This is a genomic window from Frigidibacter sp. MR17.24, assembly GCF_037095655.1.
Classification (GTDB): domain Bacteria; phylum Pseudomonadota; class Alphaproteobacteria; order Rhodobacterales; family Rhodobacteraceae; genus Frigidibacter.
Genome location: NZ_JBAWKE010000011.1, coordinates 38,320 through 57,340, shown reverse-complemented (window position 1 = coordinate 57,340; position 19,021 = coordinate 38,320). Strand labels below are relative to the sequence as shown.

The 19,021-nt window shown below is 72.0% G+C and carries 17 protein-coding genes; 13 read left to right on the top strand and 4 right to left on the bottom strand.

Annotated features, from left to right (window positions below):
* Window position 1: 1 nt before the first annotated feature.
* The 11 genes from V8J39_RS21090 (at window position 2) to V8J39_RS21040 (ending at window position 11,534) form a co-directional block, all read left to right on the top strand.
* Window positions 2–943: an ABC transporter permease gene (locus tag V8J39_RS21090; RefSeq protein WP_336462949.1), complete on the top strand. Its 942-nt coding sequence runs from the start codon at window positions 2–4 to the stop codon at window positions 941–943.
* A 55-nt stretch (window positions 944–998) separates the two neighbouring features.
* Window positions 999–1,967: an ABC transporter permease gene (locus V8J39_RS21085; protein WP_336462948.1), complete on the top strand. Its 969-nt coding sequence runs from the start codon at window positions 999–1,001 to the stop codon at window positions 1,965–1,967.
* A gap of 14 nt (window positions 1,968–1,981) precedes the next feature.
* The gene (locus tag V8J39_RS21080) at window positions 1,982–3,610 is read left to right on the top strand and encodes an ABC transporter ATP-binding protein (protein WP_336462947.1); all 1,629 of its coding nucleotides are present in this window, start codon (window positions 1,982–1,984) and stop codon (window positions 3,608–3,610) included.
* A gap of 35 nt (window positions 3,611–3,645) precedes the next feature.
* Window positions 3,646–5,142: a M81 family metallopeptidase gene (locus V8J39_RS21075; RefSeq protein WP_336462946.1), complete on the top strand. Its 1,497-nt coding sequence runs from the start codon at window positions 3,646–3,648 to the stop codon at window positions 5,140–5,142.
* A 22-nt stretch (window positions 5,143–5,164) separates the two neighbouring features.
* Window positions 5,165–6,790, top strand: coding sequence for a gamma-glutamyltransferase (locus V8J39_RS21070; RefSeq protein ID WP_336462945.1), 1,626 nt, complete (start codon window positions 5,165–5,167; stop codon window positions 6,788–6,790).
* 4 nt (window positions 6,791–6,794) lie between these two features.
* A complete protein-coding gene (locus V8J39_RS21065; RefSeq protein WP_336462944.1) occupies window positions 6,795–8,204 on the top strand; it encodes an amidase family protein in 1,410 nt (469 codons plus the stop codon).
* A 9-nt stretch (window positions 8,205–8,213) separates the two neighbouring features.
* A complete protein-coding gene (locus V8J39_RS21060) occupies window positions 8,214–8,933 on the top strand; it encodes a GntR family transcriptional regulator (protein WP_336462943.1) in 720 nt (239 codons plus the stop codon).
* Window positions 8,934–8,992: 59 nt separating this feature from the next.
* Entirely contained in the window at window positions 8,993–9,358 is a 366-nt protein-coding gene (locus V8J39_RS21055; RefSeq protein WP_336462942.1) for a hypothetical protein, read from the top strand.
* Window positions 9,359–9,490: 132 nt separating this feature from the next.
* A complete protein-coding gene (locus V8J39_RS21050; RefSeq protein WP_336462941.1) occupies window positions 9,491–9,973 on the top strand; it encodes a hypothetical protein in 483 nt (160 codons plus the stop codon).
* Between the two features lie 24 nt (window positions 9,974–9,997).
* A complete protein-coding gene (locus tag V8J39_RS21045; protein WP_336462940.1) occupies window positions 9,998–10,921 on the top strand; it encodes a copper chaperone PCu(A)C in 924 nt (307 codons plus the stop codon).
* A gap of 13 nt (window positions 10,922–10,934) precedes the next feature.
* Window positions 10,935–11,534 carry an SCO family protein gene (locus V8J39_RS21040; protein WP_336462939.1) on the top strand — a complete coding sequence of 200 codons (600 nt, stop codon included), beginning with the start codon at window positions 10,935–10,937 and terminating at the stop codon, window positions 11,532–11,534.
* 62 nt (window positions 11,535–11,596) lie between these two features.
* Here the strand turns inward: V8J39_RS21040 and V8J39_RS21035 are convergent, their stop codons facing one another.
* The 4 genes from V8J39_RS21035 to V8J39_RS21020 form a co-directional block, all read right to left on the bottom strand.
* Window positions 11,597–12,949, bottom strand: a complete 1,353-nt coding sequence (locus V8J39_RS21035; protein WP_336462938.1) for a cytochrome c — start codon at window positions 12,947–12,949, stop codon at window positions 11,597–11,599.
* Between the two features lie 11 nt (window positions 12,950–12,960).
* Entirely contained in the window at window positions 12,961–14,730 is a 1,770-nt protein-coding gene (locus V8J39_RS21030) for a GMC family oxidoreductase (RefSeq protein ID WP_336462937.1), read from the bottom strand.
* 2 nt (window positions 14,731–14,732) lie between these two features.
* Window positions 14,733–15,437, bottom strand: coding sequence for a gluconate 2-dehydrogenase subunit 3 family protein (locus tag V8J39_RS21025; protein WP_336462936.1), 705 nt, complete (start codon window positions 15,435–15,437; stop codon window positions 14,733–14,735).
* 260 nt (window positions 15,438–15,697) lie between these two features.
* On the bottom strand, window positions 15,698–16,603 hold the full coding sequence (locus tag V8J39_RS21020) for a LysR family transcriptional regulator (RefSeq protein WP_336462935.1): 906 nt from the start codon (window positions 16,601–16,603) through the stop codon (window positions 15,698–15,700).
* Window positions 16,604–16,739: 136 nt separating this feature from the next.
* Between V8J39_RS21020 and V8J39_RS21015 the strand changes: the two genes are divergently transcribed.
* Both V8J39_RS21015 and V8J39_RS21010 read left to right on the top strand, forming a co-directional pair.
* Window positions 16,740–17,900, top strand: coding sequence for a BMP family ABC transporter substrate-binding protein (locus V8J39_RS21015; protein WP_336462934.1), 1,161 nt, complete (start codon window positions 16,740–16,742; stop codon window positions 17,898–17,900).
* Between the two features lie 11 nt (window positions 17,901–17,911).
* Window positions 17,912–19,021 (top strand): ABC transporter permease, encoded by a 1,110-nt coding sequence (locus V8J39_RS21010; protein WP_336462933.1) that lies wholly within the window; start codon window positions 17,912–17,914, stop codon window positions 19,019–19,021.

Genomic DNA, 19,021 nt, shown 5'->3' with positions numbered 1-19,021 from the left:
CATGATGGGCTTCGTCACCAAGAGGGTGCTCTCGGCCGTGCCGGTGCTGCTGATGGTGGTGGTCATCGTCTTCCTGGTGCTGCGGCTGTCGCCCGGCGACCCGGCGGCGATGATCGCGGGCCCGAACGCGTCCGGCGACCAGCTGGCCGAACTGCGCGAGAGCATGGGGCTGAACCGGCCCCTGCTCGAACAGTTCTTCCTGTGGTTCGGCGGCCTGCTTCAGGGCGATTTCGGCACCTCGCTGATCTCGGGCAAGCCGGTGGCCGAGCTGATCGGCGACCGCATCGGCCCCACGCTCTGGCTCAGCCTGGTGACCATCGTCATCGCGGTGGCGGTCGCCCTGCCCGTCGGCGTGATCGCCGCCTGGCAGCAGGGCAAGTGGGTCGACCGGCTGGTGATGGCGGCCTCGGTGCTCGGGTTCTCGGTGCCGGTGTTCATCATCGGCTACGTGATGATCCTGGTCTTCGCCCGGATCCTCGGCTGGTTCCCGGTGCAGGGCTACAAGCCGCCCTCGGCGGGGCTGTGGGAATTCTTCTCGCGCCTGGTGCTGCCGGCGGTCGCGCTCAGCTTCCCCTACATCGCGCTGATCGCGCGCATCGTGCGCACCAACGTGATCGAGGTGATGGGCGAGGACTACATCCGCACCGCCCGCGCCAAGGGACAGACCGAGCGCGGGGTGCTGACCCAGCACGCGCTGCGCAACGCCGCCGTGCCGATCGTGACCATCATCGGCGTGTCGATCGCGATGCTGATCTCGGGCGTGGTGGTCACCGAAAGCGTCTTCAACATCCCCGGCCTCGGGCGGCTGATGCTCGAGGCGGTGCTGGCGCGCGACTATACCGTGATCCAGGCGGTGATCCTGCTGTTCTCGACGATCTACGTCTTCATCAACCTCGCCGTCGACCTGCTCTACGGGCTGTTCGACCCCCGCATCCGCTATTGACCGCTTCGGGCCCGCCCGGGCCCGCGGCTTCGCCCCCACCGCCACCGGAGGCAGGATGACCCGCGAAACCGCCCCCCCCACGACCGGCCTGCCGACCAGCGGCCTGCCCGCCACCGGCCTGCCTGCCAACGGCCTGCCGCCCGAACCCCTCGCCCTGCCCGACATGGCCGAGGCCGGCAACGCCTCCGGCGCCCGCGCGCTGATCGCGGGGGTGCTGTCCAGCTGGCCCGCGCGGATCTCGGCGGCGGTGCTGGCGCTGATCGTCGCGATGGCGGTGACGGCGCCGCTTCTGGGCACGGTCGACCCGGTGCAGCTCGATCCCTCGATCCGGTTGCAGGCGCCCTCGGCCGCGCACTGGCTGGGCACCGACAGCTTCGGGCGCGACATGTATTCCCGCATCGTCTACGGCGCGCGGGTCTCGCTTGCCGTGGGCGCCGGCACCGCGATCGCGGCCATCGCCTTCGGCATCTTCTTCGGCGTGCTGACCGGCTATTTCGCCTGGGCCGACATCATCGTCATGCGGTTCATGGACGGGCTGATGGCGATCCCGGGCATCCTTTTGGCGATCGCGCTCGTCGCGATCTCGGGCGCCACGATCACCACCGTGCTGATCGCCATCGCCATCCCCGAGATCCCGCGCGTGGCGCGCATGGTGCGCTCGGTCATCCTGGGCGTGCGCAACGAACCCTATGTCGAGGCCGCCTCGGTCCTCGGGACCGGGACGTTGCAGATGATCTGGCGCCACCTGCTGCCCAACACCGTCGCCCCGCTCATCGTGCAGGGCACCTACATCTTCGCCTCGGCGATCATGACGGAATCGATCCTGTCGTTCCTCGGCGCGGGCGTCCCGCCCGAAACGCCGAGCTGGGGCAACATGATGGCCGACGGGCGGGTCTACTTCCTGCTCAAGCCCGAGCTGATCCTCTACCCGGGCGTGATGGTCTCGCTCACCGTGCTCAGCGTGAACCTTCTGGGCGACGTGCTGCGCGACCGGCTCGACCCGCGCATGGCCAAGCGCCTCTGATCCCGGAGATCCAGATGACCGACACATCCCCCGACGTCGTGCTCTCCGTCGAAGGCGTCAGCATCGACACCCGGCCCGCGGGTGCCAAGCCCATCGTGCGCGACATCTCGTTCCAGGTCCGCGCCGGCGAGACGGTCTGCATCGTCGGCGAAAGCGGCTCGGGCAAGTCGGTGACCTCGATGGCGGTGATGGGCCTGCTGCCCAAGGACGCGCTGCAGGTCACCGCGGGCCGGATCCTGCTCGACGGCGAGGACGTGCTGAAGGCCAGCCCCGCGCGCCTGCGCCAGCTGCGCGCCGCCTCGGTCGCGATGGTGTTCCAGGAGCCGATGACGGCACTGAACCCGGTGCGCAGCGTCGGCGACCAGATCGACGAGGTGCTGCGCCTGCACACCCCGCTGTCGGCGGCCGAGCGGCGGCGCCGGGTGCTCGACATGCTCGAACGGGTGCACATGCCCGATGTCGAGCGGATCTACCGCGCCTATCCGCACGAGCTGTCGGGCGGCCAGCGCCAGCGGGTGGTGATCGCGATGGCGCTGATCCTGCGCCCGCGCCTGCTGCTGGCCGACGAACCGACCACGGCGCTGGACGTGACCACGCAAAAGCAGATCCTGTCGCTGATCCGCGAGTTGCAGGAGCAGGAACAGACCGCGGTCGTCTTCGTCACCCACGATTTCGGCGTCGTGTCCGAGATCGCCGACCGCATCGTGGTGATGAACCGCGGCGCGCTGGTCGAGACCGGCACCCGCGACCAGATCCTGTCGGCTCCGCGCGAGCCCTATACCCGGATGCTCGTGGCCTCGGTCCCCAGCCTGATCCCCCGCCGCGAGCCGCTGAGCGGCGCGCCGAAGCTGCTCGAGGTCATCGGCCTGCAGAAGCGCTACGGCAAGAAGTCGATCTTCGGCGACACGAGCGTGCTGGCCGCCGACGACATCCGCTTCACCGTCCACAAGGGCGAGATCACCGGCATCATCGGCGAGAGCGGCTCGGGCAAGTCGACGGTCGCGCGCTGCGTGATGCGGCTGACCGACCCGACCGACGGCGCGGTGGTGGTCGGCGGGCGCGACATCGTGCCCCTGCGCAACCTGCGCGAGATGCGCCGCCAGGTGCAGTACATCTTCCAGGACCCCTACCGCTCGCTGAACCCGCGCCGCACCATCGGCCAGTCGCTGATGGAGGGGCTGACGAACTACGGCACGCCCGAGGCCGAGGCGCGCGCCCGCGTGGGCCGCACGCTGGAACTGGTGAACCTGCCCGCCTCGGTGATGAACCGCTATCCGCACCAGTTCTCGGGCGGCCAGCGCCAGCGCATCGCCATCGCCCGCGCCGTGGTGATGGAGCCCGACCTCCTGATCGCGGACGAGGCGGTCTCGGCGCTCGACGTCACCGTGCAGGCCCAGGTGCTGAAGCTGCTCGAGGACATCCGCGACAACACCGGCGTGTCGATCCTGTTCATCACCCACGACCTGCGGGTGGCGGCGCAGATCTGCAACTCGGTCGTGGTGATGAGCCGGGGCCGGATCGTCGAACAGGGGCCCGCACGCGACGTGCTCTCGGCCCCCAGCCATCCCTACACCCGCACCCTGATCGAGGCCGCGCCGGCCCCGGACTGGGATTTCCAGAACTTCCGGCAGGCGGCGCACTGATCCCGCGCCGCCCACGCCCTTCCGGAGCCCCGACGATGCGCATCCTGCTTGCCGGTTTCCAGCACGAGACCAACACCTTCGCCACCAGCCGCGCCGATGACGCGGCCTTCGCCCATGGCGGCGGCTTCCCGCCCCGCTGCCGCGGCGAGGCGGTGCGCGCGGCGATGCACCCGGCCGTCAACCTGCCCGCCGCCGGCTTTCTCGCCGCCGCGGCCGAAGCCGGCGACACCGTGACGCCGATCCTGTGGACCGCCGCCTGCCCCTCGGGCTTCGTCACGCGCGAGATCTACGAAGAGGTCGCCGACGAGATCACCGCCGCCATCGCCGCCGACCCCGGGGCCGACGCGATCTACCTCGACCTGCACGGCGCGATGGTGGCCGAGCACCAGCCCGACGGCGAGGGCGAGCTTCTGGCGCGCATCCGCGCGCTCACCGACCGCCCGGTGGTCGTCAGCCTCGACCTGCACGGCAACATCTCGTCGCGCCTGCTGGAACTGGCGGACGGCGCCGTCGCCTTCCGCACCTATCCGCATGTCGACATGGCCGCGACCGGGCGGCGTGCCCATGCGCTGCTGACCCGGCGCGTCGCGCTCGGCCGGCCCTTCGCCAAGGCCTGGACCCGCGCCCCCTACATGACGCCGATCTGCTGGCAGTCGACCGATGTCGAACCCGCGCGCGGGCTTTATGCCGCGCTCGACCGGCTCGAGGCCGGCACGACCGCCTCGCTGTCCTTCACCATGGGCTTTCCCGCCGCCGACATTCCCGACTGCGGCGCGCTGACCTGGGCGCTGGCCGACACCCAGGCCGAGGCCGACCGCCTTGCCGCCGCGCTGCACGCGGCCGTCGTCGCGGCCGAACCCGCCTTTGCCGGCCCGCTCTACGCCCCCGACGCGGCGGTGGCCGAGGCGGCGCGCCTTGCCACGACGCCGGTCGTCATCGCCGATGCGCAGGACAATCCCGGCGCCGGCGGCAGCGGCGACACCACCGGCCTGCTGCGGGCGCTGGTCGCGGCGGGGGCGCAGGACGCGATCCTGGGCCTGCTGCACGACCCCGCCGCCGCCGCCGCCGCCCATGCCGCCGGCCCCGGCGCCACGATCCGCCTGCCGCTCGGCGGCCGCGCCGGCATCGCCGGCGACACGCCGTTTCAGACCGAGGCGGTGGTCGAGACGCTGTCGGACGGCCGCTTCCACACCTCGGGGCCCTATTACGGCCGGCTCGCCATGGATCTCGGCCCCTCGGCCTGCCTGCGCATCGGCGGCGTCCGGGTCGGCGTGGCGACCCGGATCGCGCAGATGGCCGATCTCGAGATGTTCCGCTACCTCGGGATGGAGCCCACGACCTCGGCCATCGTCGTGGTGAAAAGCGCCATCCATTTCCGCGCCCATTTCGCGCCCATCGCCGGGGCGGTGCTGACCGCCGTCGCGCCGGGCGCGATGATGATGCGCGCCACCGACTGGCAGTGGCAGTCCCTGCCCGGCTGGATGCGCCTGATGCCCGGGGGCCCCACCGCCGACGAAGCCCGCGCCGCCTGACCCCCTCCGGAAGAAGCAAGAGATGACCCGTACCGACCTGCGTTCCCCGAACCTCGCCCGCCGCCCCGCCGCCCCGGCCACCGCGACCCGATCCGACGGCGGCGTCGTCGCCGCGCAGAACCGCGAGGCCGCCGCCATCGGCGCCGCCGTCCTCGCGCGCGGCGGCTCGGCGGTCGATGCGGCCATCGCCACCTCCTTCGCGCTCGGCGTGCTGGAACCGTGGATGAGCGGCGTCGGCGGCGTCGGCGCGATGCTGGTGCGCCCCGCCGGCGGGCCGGTGACCGCGATCGATGCCGGCGCCCGCGCGCCCGCCACGCTCGACCCGGCCGACTTCCCGCTTGCGGGCGGATCGGACGACGACCTGTTCGGCTGGCCCTCGGTGCTCGAGGACCGCAACGTCATCGGCGCGAAGTCGGTCTGCATCCCGGGCCTGCTGAAGGGGCTCGCCGCCGCGCATGACCGCTTCGGCCGCCTGCCCTGGGCCGAGCTGGTGGCCCCCGCCATCGCGATCGCCGAGGCGGGCCCGGTCGTCGATGCCCACACCACCGCGATGATCGCCGCCGACATGGCCCGGATCGGGCGCGATCCGGCGGCAGCGGCGCTGTTCCTGCCCGGCGGCCTGCCGCTCGCGCAGCCCGCCGCCGTCACCGGCCGCACCGCGCGGATCCGCAACGCGGCGCTTGCCGCCACGCTGCGCACCATCGCCGCCGAAGGCGCCGCCGCGCTTTACGACGGGCCCCTGGCCGAGGCGCTCGCCGCCGACATCCGCGCGCTTGGCGGCTATCTCTCGCCCGCGGACCTCGCCGGGTTCGAGGCGGTGGTGACCGAGGCCGCGTCCGAGCCCTACCGCGACCACCAGCTGCATTTCGCGCCCGAGCTGAACGGCGCCGTCACCGTGGCCTTCGCCCTGCGCGGGCTGGCCGGGACCCCCGCGCCGACGGGGGCCGATCCGACCCCGGCCGAGATCCTCGCCAGCGCCACCGCGATGGCCGCCGCGTGGGAGCACCGCTTCACCCGCATGGGCGACGGCGCCGAGCGGCGGCTGCCCTCCTGCACCACCCACCTCAGCGTCATCGACCGCGACGGCATGGCGGTGTCGCTGACCCAGACGCTGCTGTCGCTGTTCGGCTCGGGCGTGATCTCGCCCGCGACCGGCATCCTGATGAACAACGGCGTGAACTGGTTCGACCCGCGCCCCGGCCGGATCAACGCCATCGGCCCGGGCAAGAAGGCCCTCGCCAACTACGCGCCGGTGCTGATGACCGGCCCGGGGGACGAGGTCGTCTCGCTCGGCGGCTCGGGCGGGCGCAAGATCCTGCCGGCGGTCTACCAGGCGCTGATCCACCTTGCCGACTACGGCTTCCCGCTGGCCGACGCGATCGCCGCGCCGCGCTTCGACCTGTCGGCGCCGCCGACGCTCGTGGCCGATCCCCGGCTGGGCGCGGCGACGCTGGATCTGCTGGAAACCGCCTTCCCGCTGGTGCTGGCCGACCGGGTCGCGCAGCCGCAGGCCTTCACCACCCTCGCCGCCGTGCGCCGCAAGGACGGCGTGACCGAGGGCATGACCGATCCCTGGCACCCTTGGGCCGCCGCCGTCGCCGAGGGCACGCCGGTGATGACCCTGCCCGACAGCTACCAGCGAGGCTGAGACCATGACCGACACCCCGCTCTGGGCCCTGCCCGCGACACGCATCGCCGCGATGGTGCGGGCGGGCGACGTGACCGCCGTCGCCGTGGCCGAGGCGGCGATGGGCCGCCTCGCCGCCGCCAACCCCGCGATCAACGCGGTGGTCGAGCATCGCCCCGAGGACACGCTCGCCGCCGCCGAGGCCGTCGACGCCGCGATCGCGGCGGGCCGCGACCCGGGGCCGCTGGCCGGGGTGCCGGTGACGATCAAGGTCAATGTCGACCAGGCGGGCTATGCCACCACCAACGGCCTGACCGCGCAGAAGGACCTGATCGCGACCAGCCACAACCCGGTCGTCGCGCACCTGCTTCAGGCCGGCGCCGTGCCGCTGGGGCGCACCAACACGCCCGCCTTCAGCTACCGCTGGTTCACGGGCAACCTGCTGCACGGCCACACCCACAACCCGCGCCGCCGCGACCTGACCCCCGGCGGCTCGTCCGGCGGGGCGGGGGCGGCGACGGCGGCGGGGATCGGTGCGATCGGGCACGGCACCGACATCGCCGGCTCGGTGCGCTATCCGGCCTATGCCTGCGGCATCCACGGCCTGCGCCCGACCATCGGGCGGATCGCGGCGCACAACGCCTCGGGGCGCGACCGCACCATCGGCGGGCAGATCATGGCGGTCTCGGGCCCGCTCGCGCGCAGCGTCGGCGACCTGCGCCTCGCGCTCTCGGCCATGGCGCGCGCGCATCCGCGCGACCCCTGGTCGGTGGCGATGCCGCTCGCGGGCCCGCCGGTCGCGCGCCGCGCCGCGCTCTGCCTGCGCCCCGACGGGATGCAGACCGCGCCCGAGCTGATGGCCGAACTTCTGGCCGCCGCCGAGCGGCTGCGCGACGCCGGCTGGCAGGTCGACGAGGTCGACGCCCTGCCTCCGATCGCCGAGGCCGCGGTGATCCAGCGCACGCTGTGGATGGGCGACGGCTATCAGGCGATGCGCGCCGCCGCCGAGGCCGAGGGCGATCCGGGCGCGCTTGCCGCGCTGGACGGCCAGCGCGCCTTCGCCGAGACGATCGGGCAGGCCGAATTCTCGGACGCGCTGGTGCGCCGCTTCGGCATCGCCAGCCTCTGGGCGCAGTTCACCGCGCGCTATCCGGTCGTGCTGCTGCCCCCCAGCGCCGAGCTGCCCTTCGCCGACGATCTTGACCTGAAAAGCACCGCTGACTACCAGCGCGTCTGGACGGCACAGGACGTGCAGGTCGGCCTGCCGGTGTCCGGCCTGCCGGCGCTGACGCTGGCGACCGGGCTGACGGGGGACGGCACGCCGCTGGGCATCCAGATCGTCGCGGGCAGGTTCCGCGAGGACGTGGCGCTGGAGGCGGCCGAGGCGATCGAGGCGCGGGGCTGGGCGGTAAGCATCGCCGAACCGCAGCACTGAGGGGATGGCGTGGGCGGTGAGACGACGATCAGCGGGCTGAAGCCCGTCGCGCGCCAGTCGACCGAGGCGATGGTGACCGAGCACCTGCGCGACTTCATCCTGTCGGGCGAGATCGCGCCCGGCGCCCGCCTGACCGAGATCGCGCTGGCCGAACAGCTGGGCGTCGCCCGCTCGACCCTGCGCATGAGCCTGCACCGGCTCGCGGGCGAGGGCATGGTGACGCTGGTGCCCTATACCGGCTGGCACGTCGCCGCCCTGACCGCCGAGGACATCTGGGAGATCTGGACCCTGCGCGGCAGCCTCGAAAGCCTCGCCTCGCGCCTCGCCGCCGCCCGCCCCGACCCCGAGGTCCACCACCGGCTGGAAACCTTCTTCACCGCGCTCGAGACCGCCTGCGCGCGCGGCTCGCTGCGCGAGATGATCGAGGCCGACGTCGCCCTGCACCGCGGCATCGTCGAGGCCGCCGGCCACCGCCGCCTTGCCGCGCAATACCGCGTGGTCGAGGCGCAGGTGCGCCTGTTCGTCTCGACCTCGAACAGCTTCGTCGCCACCGGGCCCGACGACATCATCGCCCAGCACGCGCCGCTGATCGCCGCCCTGCGCGCCCGCGCCCCCGAAGAGGCCGCCCGCGCCGCCTGGGAGCATGACGAGACCGAGGGCCGGCGCCTGACCGCCTGGCTTGCCGCCCATCCGGGCACCGGACCCGGCACCGGTCCCGGCACCCCCTAGGACGTCACGTCGCAGCCGAAAGGTTTGCCGCGCAGGGCGGAACATGCGATCTGGCGGGCATGGACGCGATCCCTCGCCTGCGCATGCTCGGCCTGATGCTGGTGGCCCTGCTGACCCTCGCCTTCGGGGCGGCGGGCCATGCGCACCATGTGCCGGACGCGGGCGACCTGCGGCTCGAGGCGCACCTGCTCGCGGGCGGATCGATCGCCGATCTCTGCGCCGACGGCGGCGCGGGCCACCATGCCGCCCCCGGCTGCCCGATCTGCCACCTGATCGGCGCCGCCGTGGTGCCGCCGGCACAGGAAGGCCTGCGCAGCCTCGAATACCGCGTGGTCGCCACCGTCACCCTGCCGCGCCTCGCGCGCAGCTTCGGGCGCGCCCGCGACCCGGCGGTGCCGCCGCGCGGCCCCCCGGCCCGCGCCTGACCGGCCCGATGCCCGACCGGTGACGCCCGACGGCTGACACCGGAGGCAGGGCGGGCCGCCTGCCCCGGCCCGCGGCCGACGCGCCGCCCGCCGGGCCCCACCGCCCCCGTTCCCGTTTTCCGGAGCATGGTCATGCGCCCCGCGCGACCCCGCCCGGCCAGCCGCGCCGCGCGCGCCGGCTGGCGCGAGGAGACCGGCCTGCTGGCCGCGCTCTTCTCGCTCCTCCTGCTCTCGACGCTCGCGCCGCTGCACCAGGGCTCGGCGCTGTCGATGCTGCGCGCGGCCGGCGCGGGCGCGGCCGGCGGCTGGACGATCTGCACCGCCACCGGCCCCGCCACCGGCCCACGGCCGCAGGCCGGGGCCGCGCCGCCGGGCGCGCCAAAGGGGACGGACCCCGCCGATGCCCGCGCCCGCGCGCTCGCCTGCCCGGTCCACGCGGCGGCGTCGCAGCTTCTGCCCGGCGGCCCCGGCCCCGGCCTTCCCGCCGCGCCCGCCCGGCCGGCAGCCGCCGTCGCGGGCCGCCATCGCCCCCGCGCGCCCCGTCCGTGCAGGCCGCGCCGGCGCCACCGGCCGCGCGGCCCCCCGGCGCGCGCCCCCGCGATCCGCCCAACCTGACCCATCGCACAACCGGAGACGCAGATGTCCCGCATCCTGACCCTTGCCGCGCTGATCGCGGCCACCACCACCGCCGCGCCCGCGCTGGCCCATGTCAGCTTCGAGCAGGCCGCGGCCCCGGCCGGATCGGCCTGGAAGGCCGTCCTGCGCGTGCCGCACGGCTGCGACGGCGCCGCGACCACCGCGCTGCGCATCGAGCTGCCCGCGGCGCTGCGCATGGCCAAGCCGATGCCGCATCCCGGCTGGACCCTCGCGACCGAGCCCGCGCCCGGCGGCGGCCTCGCCGCGATCGGCTGGTCGGGCGGCGCCCTGCCCGACGCGCAGTACGACGAATTCACCTTCCGCGCGACGCTGCCCGCGGATCTGGCGCCGGGAACGGTGATCGCGGTGCCGGTGATCCAGTCCTGCGGCGCCGCCAGCATCGCCTGGACCGCGACCGGCACCGGCGCGGGCGAACCCGCCCCTGCCCTGACCGTAACCGCGGCCGGGCCGACCGGCCACGGCCACCACGGCGCGATGGCGATGCCGGGCGGGGCTGCGCCCGATGCCGTGACGCTGGGCGATCTGACCCTGTCCGGCGCCTTCGCCCGCGCGACCCCGCCCGGCGCGCCGGTCGCGGGCGCCTTCGTCACGATCGAGAACCGCGGCGCCGAAGACGACCGCCTCGTCGCCGCAAGCGCCCCCTTCGCCGCCCGGACCGAGATCCACGAAATGTCGATGCAGGGCGACCGGATGCAGATGCGCGCGCTGCCCGGCGGGGTCGGGATCCCGGCCCATGGCACGGTCACCCTCGCGCCCGGCGGGCGCCACGTGATGTTCATGGACCTGACTGCGCCGCTCGTCGAGGGCACCCGCGCCGAGATGGTGCTTCGGTTCGAGAAGGCGGGCGCGGTCACGGTGCCGCTCGCGGTCACCGCGCCGGGCGCGACCGCGCCGCACGGGCACTGAGGGGGGACCGGCCATGACCGACCTGCGGATGATCCGGCTCGGGCTCTGGGCGATGGTGGCGCTGGCCGCGGCGGCGGCGCTGTGGTTCGGCGTCCTCGCGCCGCGCCTCGCGCGCGACGCCGCGCTCGCCTTCGGGCGCGGCGACTACCGGCTGACGACGACCGACGGCACGCCCTTCACCGAGGCCAGCCTGCGCGGCGGGCCCTCGGCGGTGTTCTTCGGCTTCACCCACTGCCCCGACGTCTGCCCGACCACGCTTGGCGACATCGCCACCTGGACCGAGGCGCTCGGCCCGCGCGCGGCGGCGCTGCGGGTGTTCTTCGTCACCGTCGATCCCGAACGCGACACCGCCGCGACGCTGGGACCCTATGTCTCGTGGGTGCCGGGGGTGACCGGCGTCACCGGCCCGCGGGCCGAGATCGACAAGGCGGTGCGCGCCTTCCGCATCTTCGCGCGGCGCGTCCCGCTCGAGGGCGGCGGCTACACGATGGACCATTCGTCCAGCGTGCTGCTGTTCGATGCCGCGGGCGACTTCGTGGCACCGATCCCCTACCAGGCGCCGGACGACATCGCGCTGGCGGCGCTGAACCGGGTGCTGCCCGCCGACGGCTGAGCGCGCACGAAAAAGGGGCCGCAGGCGATGCCCGCGGCCCCCGTTTTCATCCGTGCCGGCGCTCAGTGCGTCGGTGCCTCGCGCTGGGCGGCGACATCGGCGGCCGAGACGGCGCCCGCGTCGTTGCCCCAGGCCTGGCGCAGCCAGGTCGACAGCTCGGCGACCTCGTCATCCGACAGGCGGTCGGCATAGCCCTGCATCACCAGGTGCATCGGCCGCTTGGCGGTCGGCATCACCTCGGCCCCGTGCAGGATCACCGAGACCAGCGGCCCGACTTCCGAGCCGGTGACCAGGTGGTTGCCCTGCAGTTCCGGGAAGATCCCGGCGGCGCCCTTGCCGGTCACGAAGTGACAGGCCGAGCAGTTGTCGAGATAGAGGCGCGCGCCTTCGGGCAGGCCCGGTTCGGCGGCGGTCAGCATCTCGGCCGTGGCCTTGCCCGCGTCGTCGGCCGGTGCGGTCGGCGTCACGATCGGCCCGGCGTTGGCGAAGCTCGACGGCACCGCGACCTTCTCGCCGTCGATGCCCTTGAGGAAGGCGGCGATGGCGATGTTGTCCTCGTCGGTCAGGTACTGCAGCGAGTGCTCGACCACGAGACCCATCTCGCCGTTGGCGGTCGAGTGGGCGTTGCGGCCGGTGGCCAGGTACGAGGCCATTTCCTCGACCGACCACTGCTGCGGCGCCGAGCCTTCACCGCGCAGCGAGGGCGCGTTCCAGCCACCGATGACACCGCCCGACAGGAACGAGCCGTTGTCCGCCGTCACGCCGTCCTGCGCCATGAAGGTGTTGCGGGGCGAGTGGCAGGCAGCGCAGTGGCCGGGACCTTCGACCAGGTACTGGCCGCGATCCTCGGCCTCGGTCTTCTCCAGCGGGGTGAAGCCCGGGCCGTGCGACAGCGCCAGCCAGTTCCAGGCACGGATGCCGAAGCGCATGTTGAACGGGAACGACAGGCTCGTTTCCTTGTTCGCCACCGCGACCGGCTTCACGTCCGCCATCAGGTAGTCGTAGAGGGCGCGCAGGTCCTCTTCCTTCATCAGGCGGTAGTTCTCGTAGGGCATCGCCGGGTAGAGATGCGTGCCGTTCGGCGTCACGCCGTCGATCATGGCGGCGCGGAAGTCGGCGAAGGACCAGTCGCCGATGCCGTTTTCCTTGTCGGGCGTGATGTTGGTCGACCAGATCGTGCCCATCGGGCTTTCGATCGCGCGGCCGCCGGCAAGGGTCTCGCCGTCGGGCGCGGTGTGGCAGGCCACGCAGTCGCCCGCGTTCATCACGTATTCACCCTGGCCGGGGGCCGGGGTCCAGTCCGCGGCCAGTTCGGTCGCGGGCTCGGTCCGTTGCACCGGCACGAAGATGAAGGCCAGCAGGCAGACCACGCCAAGGATGACGAGGCCCGCGAGGATGCGAAGTGCTTTGTACATCTACGCTCTCCTCAGACCAGCGGACGCGGGTTGGACAGGTACTGCGTACGGATCGCATGCACCGTGTGATAGGCCAGGCCGCCGACCATGCCGGTCGGGTTGTACTGGGTGTTCTGGACGAAGTTGCCCGCGCCCATGCAGAACACGTTGTGCTTGTCCCAGGCCTGGCTGAACTTGTTCACCGCGCCGGTGGTCGGGCTGTCGGACATGATGTGCCCGCCGGTGTTGTGCGTGGTCTGGTACGGGCGCACGTCGTACTGCGCGCCCACGTCCTTGAACCCGGCCTGCCAGCTGTCGGCGCCCATCATCTCGGCGATCGGCTCCATCATCCGCTTCTGGAACTGGTTCATCCGCAGGTCGTTCTGGTTCCAGTTGAAGGTCATGCGCATCAGCGGGCGGCCGTGCGGGTCCTTGTAGGTCGGATCCAGGTCGAGGTGGTTGGTCTTGTAGGACATGTGCGAGCCGTGGCTGCCGATCGACATCGCGTGGCCGTACCACTCGCCGATGCCTTCCTTCCAGCCCGCGCCCCAGGTGGGCGTGCCCTTCGGCAGCGGCATCGAGCGGATCGGCTGGCCGTTGAACGTGCCCGCGCGCCAGTAGGCGCCACCGATGAAGCCCTCGGCCCCGAAGTCGATCTGGCTGATCGAATAGTCGTCGATCGCCTGGCCGTTGGCACCGTGGCCGACGAAGGGGTTGAAGTTCTTGTCCTTGAAGAACAGCGTGATGCCGCCGTTCATCTGGTAGGCATAGTTCTTGCCGGTCACGCCCTCGCCGGTCACGGCGTTGTAGGGCTGGCCGATCCCCGACAGCAGCATCAGGTGAACGTTGTTCAGCTGGTACGACGACAGGATCACGATGTCGGCGGGCTGGAAGACCTCTTCCTGCGCGGCGTGGTCGAAATAGGTGACCCCGGTCGCGGTCTTGCCGTCTTCCGCCATCTCGACGCGCAGGACTTCGGCCCCGGTGCGGTACGAGAAGTTCGGATAGGCCTTCAGCGCGTCGAGCGTCGCGGTCTGCGGCATCGACTTCGAATACTGGTAGCAGCCGTAGCGCTCGCAGAACCCGCAATAGTTGCACGGGCCCATCTGCATCCCGTACGGGTTGGTGTAGGCCTGCGAGGCGATGCCGGCGGGCGCCGGGAACGGGTGGCAGCCGGCCTTCTTGGCGGCCTCGGCGAAGAGCGAGGCGTCATAGGTCGTCTTCATCGGCGGCATCGGATAGTCTTCCGACCGCCAGCCCTCGAACGGGTTGCCGCCTTCGCGGATCTCGCCCTTGAGGTTGCCCGCGTAGCCCGAGATGCCCGCGACCTTCTCGAAGCGGGTGAAGAAGGGCTCCATCTCGTCATAGGTGACGGGATAGTCCTGCAGCACCATGTCGTCCGGAATGATCTGCTCGCCCCAGTGATCGCGGACGTGGCTGCGCAGCTGCAGCTCGACCGGCTGCGGGCGCCAGTTCAGGCCGTTCCAGTGCGTGCCCGCACCGCCGACGCCGTTGCCCGGCAGGAACGAGCCCAGCACGCGGTAGGGCAGCGCGTTCTCGCCCTCGTTGCGGCGGACCGTGACGGTCTGGCGCGACGGGTGCTGGAAGTTCGTGTTCCGCACGCCGTATTTCAGCTCGTCGATCTGGTTGGGATACTTGAAGGTCGGCACGACCGACTGGTCCTCGCCCCGCTCCAGCGCGACGATGTCCAGGCCTTCCTGCGCCAGTTCGATCCCGGCGATGGACCCCGTCCAGCCGAGACCGACGATGACGACGTCCTTTTTCTTTTCCTGACGTGCCATGCTCAGGCCCTCTCGCCTTTGATCGACACCGGGCCGAGCGGATACTTGATGTTGTGGCGTTCCGGCCATTCGCGGAACGCGGCGCGGGCGCCGGGGAAGCCAAGGTAGACCCACGAGGCCATGCCGTGGTTGCCACCGTACATCGGGTCGGCGAAGTAGCCTTCCTTGGTGTTGGCCAGCAGCGTCGTGAAGAAGATCGACAGCTCGGGCGCAAGCTTGGGCTCGCCCTTCTGCAGCGCGGTCAGCGCCGCATCCTGCTTGTCGGCGTCCAGCTCGGCGAACTTGGCGCCCTGGGTGCTCTCGCACCAGGCGTCGAAGGCCGGGATCGCCTGGCGGTACAGCTCGGCCGGGTTCAGCGGCGTCTGCCAGCCGCGGTCGGCGCTGGCGGTCGGGTCATGCGGACCTTCCATGTACCACATGTCGGCCGTGCCGTAGCTGCCGGCCAGCTGCAGGTCGATGAACACCGGCACGCGGGCCTCGATCGCGCCCGGGCCATTGCCCTCGGACGGGATCAGCCGCGCGGTCGCGGCCATGACGAAGGCCCATTCGTCGGCGTTCAGAAATTCGGGTTGATACTGGTCCAGCGGGGCAACCGCGGGCGCATTGCCCTGCGCCTTGGCCTGCGCCGCAACCCCGACCAGCGCGACCGAAGCCGCGGATGCCTTCAGGAAATTGCGACGGCTGGGAATACCGGGAAGATCGGTCATGTCCATTCCTGCCGTTAGGTGGGAGGCCAACAATATTGTCGACAATCGGGGGATATATCGCCGCTGCGACATTGTGAAGCTTCAAACTCAAAAAACGGTATTCCAATGCACACACGCCACAGGCGCCTTGATAATAAGGGCTTTGCTTGCGACGCGGGGCATGTCTCGCCCGGCGCGGCCGGGCCTGGGCACAGTCTGCGACAATATGGCACGCGAGTCGATCCGGCGGTCACGACGGGCGTCGCGGTCACCGCGGCGCGCTAGCCGCGATGGTCGGCGTCCAGCGCCCGGGCCAGCTGGCGGGCGAAGTTCGCCGCCGCGACGGGCAGCGACCGGCCGCGCAGCTGCGCCAGGTACAGCACCCCCGCCGGCAGGTCGCGCTGGCTGACGGGGCGCGACACCACCCGGTCGCGCTCCAGCTCGGGCGGCAGCCCGATCGGGATCTGGAACGTCACGCAATCCTCGAGCCCCGGGTAGTAGCGCAGGAACTCGAAACTGTCCGAGGTGATCGCCGGCGTCAGCACGACCCCGGTGCGGCGCATCGCGTGATCCATGATCTGGCGCACGGCATAGGGTTCGTTCGGCAGGCCGGCGGGATAGTCCACGCAGTCCGACAGCCGGATCTCGGCCTTGGCGGCCAGCGGGTGGCCGACGCGCATCACCGCGTGGATCGGCTGGATCGCGGTCGCCAGCACCTGCACCTCGGACAGCCGCACCGGCTCCAGCACCAGCGCGATGTCGGCCTCGTGCGCGACCAGCGCGCGCTCGGCCTGCTCGCGGTCGCGCAGCCGCACGTCGAAGGTCACCTGCCGGTGCCCGGCGCGGTAGGCCGCGATCTCGCGCGGCAGGAAATAGGGCAGCAGCGCCTGGCTGCAGGCGACGCTGACATGGCCCCGCCGCTCGCCCGACAGGTCGGCGATCTGGCTGCGCACCCGGTCGAGATCGGCGCGCTGGCTGCGGATGTGCTGCACCAGCAGCTCGCCCGCCGGCGACAGCCGCACCCCGCGCGGCAGCCGCTCGAACACCGGCGCGCCCAGTTCCCGCTCCAACGCCAGCAGCCGGCGGTTGAGCGCGGTCGAGGTGATCGCCAGCCCCTCGGCCGCCGCCCGGATCGAGCCTGCGCGCGCGATCGCCTCGATGAAGGCCAGCGGGGTCATCGTCGGCATGAGTGCTGCATTCCATGCATCGGTTCAGTGATAACTTAGCAGCAGACAGCAGCACTCCCAAGCGTAACCTTTTGGTGTCCACGCCGCTCCGCGCCCGCCCAGGACCGACGTCACCCCAGCCAAGAGGTTCAGACGCATGGCCGATTTCCGGATGCCCGCCCCCCGCCCCCGCCTGCTCGCCGCCCCCGCGCTCGACCGCCGCCGCTTCCTCGCGGGCGGCGCGGGCCTTGTCGGGGCGACCGCCCTTGCCGGCCTGCCGGCCCGCCCCGCCCGCGCCGCGGGCGAGCTGACCGTCGGGTTCATCTACGTCGGCCCCCGCGACGACTACGGCTACAACCAGGCCCAGGCGCTCGGCGCCGCCGCGGTGAAGGAGATCGCCGGCGTCACCGTCGTCGAGGAGGAGAACGTCGCCGAGACGCAGGACGTCCAGCAGACGATGGAATCGATGATCAACTTCGACGGGGCGGGCCTGCTGTTCCCGACCTCGTTCGGCTATTTCGATCCCCACATCCTCACCGTCGCCCCGACCTACCCCGAGGTCCGCTTCGAACATTGCGGCGGCCTGTGGAAAGAGGGGATGCCCGACAACACCGGCAGCTACTTCGGCTATATCGGCATGGGCCAGTACCTCAACGGCATCGCCGCCGGCCATGCCACCAAGTCGAAGAAGATCGGCTTCGTCGCCGCCAAGCCGATCCCGCAGGTGCTGCTGAACGTGAACTCGTTCCTGCTCGGCGCCCGCTCGGTCGATCCCGCGATCACCTGCCAGGTGATCTTCACCGGCGAATGGTCGATGGCGGTGAAAGAGGCCGAGGCGACGAACGCGCTCGCCGATGCCGGGGCCGACGTGATCACCTGCCATGTCGACAGCCCCAAGGTGGTGATCGAGACCGCCGCGGGCCGCGGCGCCTATGTCTGCGGCTACCATGCCGACCAGTCGAGCCTCGCGCCCGAGAAATACCTGACCGGGGCCGAGTGGAACTGGGCCAAGGTCTACACCGACATGGTCACCGCGACGATGGCGGGCGAGGCGATCCCGAACTTCGTCCGCGGCGGCCTCGCCGAGGGCTTCGTGAAGATGTCGCCGCTCGGCCCCGCCAACTCGGACGCCGCGCGCGCCCAGTTCGACGCGACCCTGGCCGAGATCATGAAGGGCGGCTTCGCGGTCATCAAGGGACCGCTGAAGGACAACGCCGGCAACACCGTCGCGACCGAGGGACAGGACTTCGCCGAAACCGACGTCGCGCTCGAATCGATGGGCTACCTCGTCGAGGGCGTCCTCGGCTCGACCTCCTGAGGGCCGGGGCGATGAGCGTCGGCATCGGGATGAAGCGGCCGGCCGAGGCCGGCCGACCGGCCTGGGTGATCCCCCTGGCCGCACGGATCGAGGCGCTGAGCCTGCCCCTTCTGTCGCTGCTGGCGGGGCTGGCGATCTTCGCGGTGTTCCTGGCCCTGCAGGGCCGCAACCCGGTCGACTTCTACGCGCTGGTGCTGAAGGCGGGCTTCGGCACGGCGTTTTCCTGGTCGAACACGCTCGCCCGCGCGGCGCCGCTGCTGTTCGCCGCGCTCTGCGTCGCGATCCCGGCGCGGCTCGGCCTTGTCATCATCGGCGGCGAGGGCGCGATCGTGCTGGGCGGCGTGGCCACCGGCGGGCTTGCCTTCCACGTCGCGGGCCTGCCGCCGGTGGTCGCGATGCCGCTCCTGGCGCTGGCCGCCGCGCTGACCGGCGCCACCTGGATCGGCCTGTCGGGCCTGCTGCGGCAATGGCGCGGCGTGAACGAGACCATCGCCTCGCTCTTGCTGGCCTATATCGCCATCGCGCTGATGAACCACCTGGTCGAGGGGCCGCTGCGCGATCCCGCCAGCCTCAACAAGCCCTCGACCGCGCCGCTCGAGGCCAGCCTGCGCGTGGGCGAGATCCCCGGCTGGTCGGTGCACTGGGGCCTCGCCGTGGCGCTTGGCGGCTGCCTGATCGCCTGGGTGCTGATCGAGCGCACGACGATCGGCTTCGCCGCGCGCATCGCCGGCGGCAACATCCGCGCGGCCCAGGTCCAGGGCCTGCCCGTGGGCCGGCTGGTCGTCGGCTTCACCGCGCTCGGCGGCGCCTTCGCCGGCCTCGCGGGGTATTTCGAGGTGTCGGCGGTGCACGGCTCGGCCAATGCCTCGCTCGCGGCGGGCTACGGCTATACCGGCATCCTGATCGCCTTCCTCGCCCGGCAGAACCCGCTCGCGCTGATCCCGGTCGCGATCCTGCTCGCGGGGTTCGAAGCCTCGTCGGGCCTCGTGCAGCGCCGGATGGACCTGCCCGACGCCACGATGCTGGTGCTGCAGGGCTTCGTCTTCGTCGCGCTCCTCGTGGGCGACAGCTTCCAGGGCCGGCTCGACCTTGCCGGCCGCCTGTTCCCGAAGGAGCGCTGA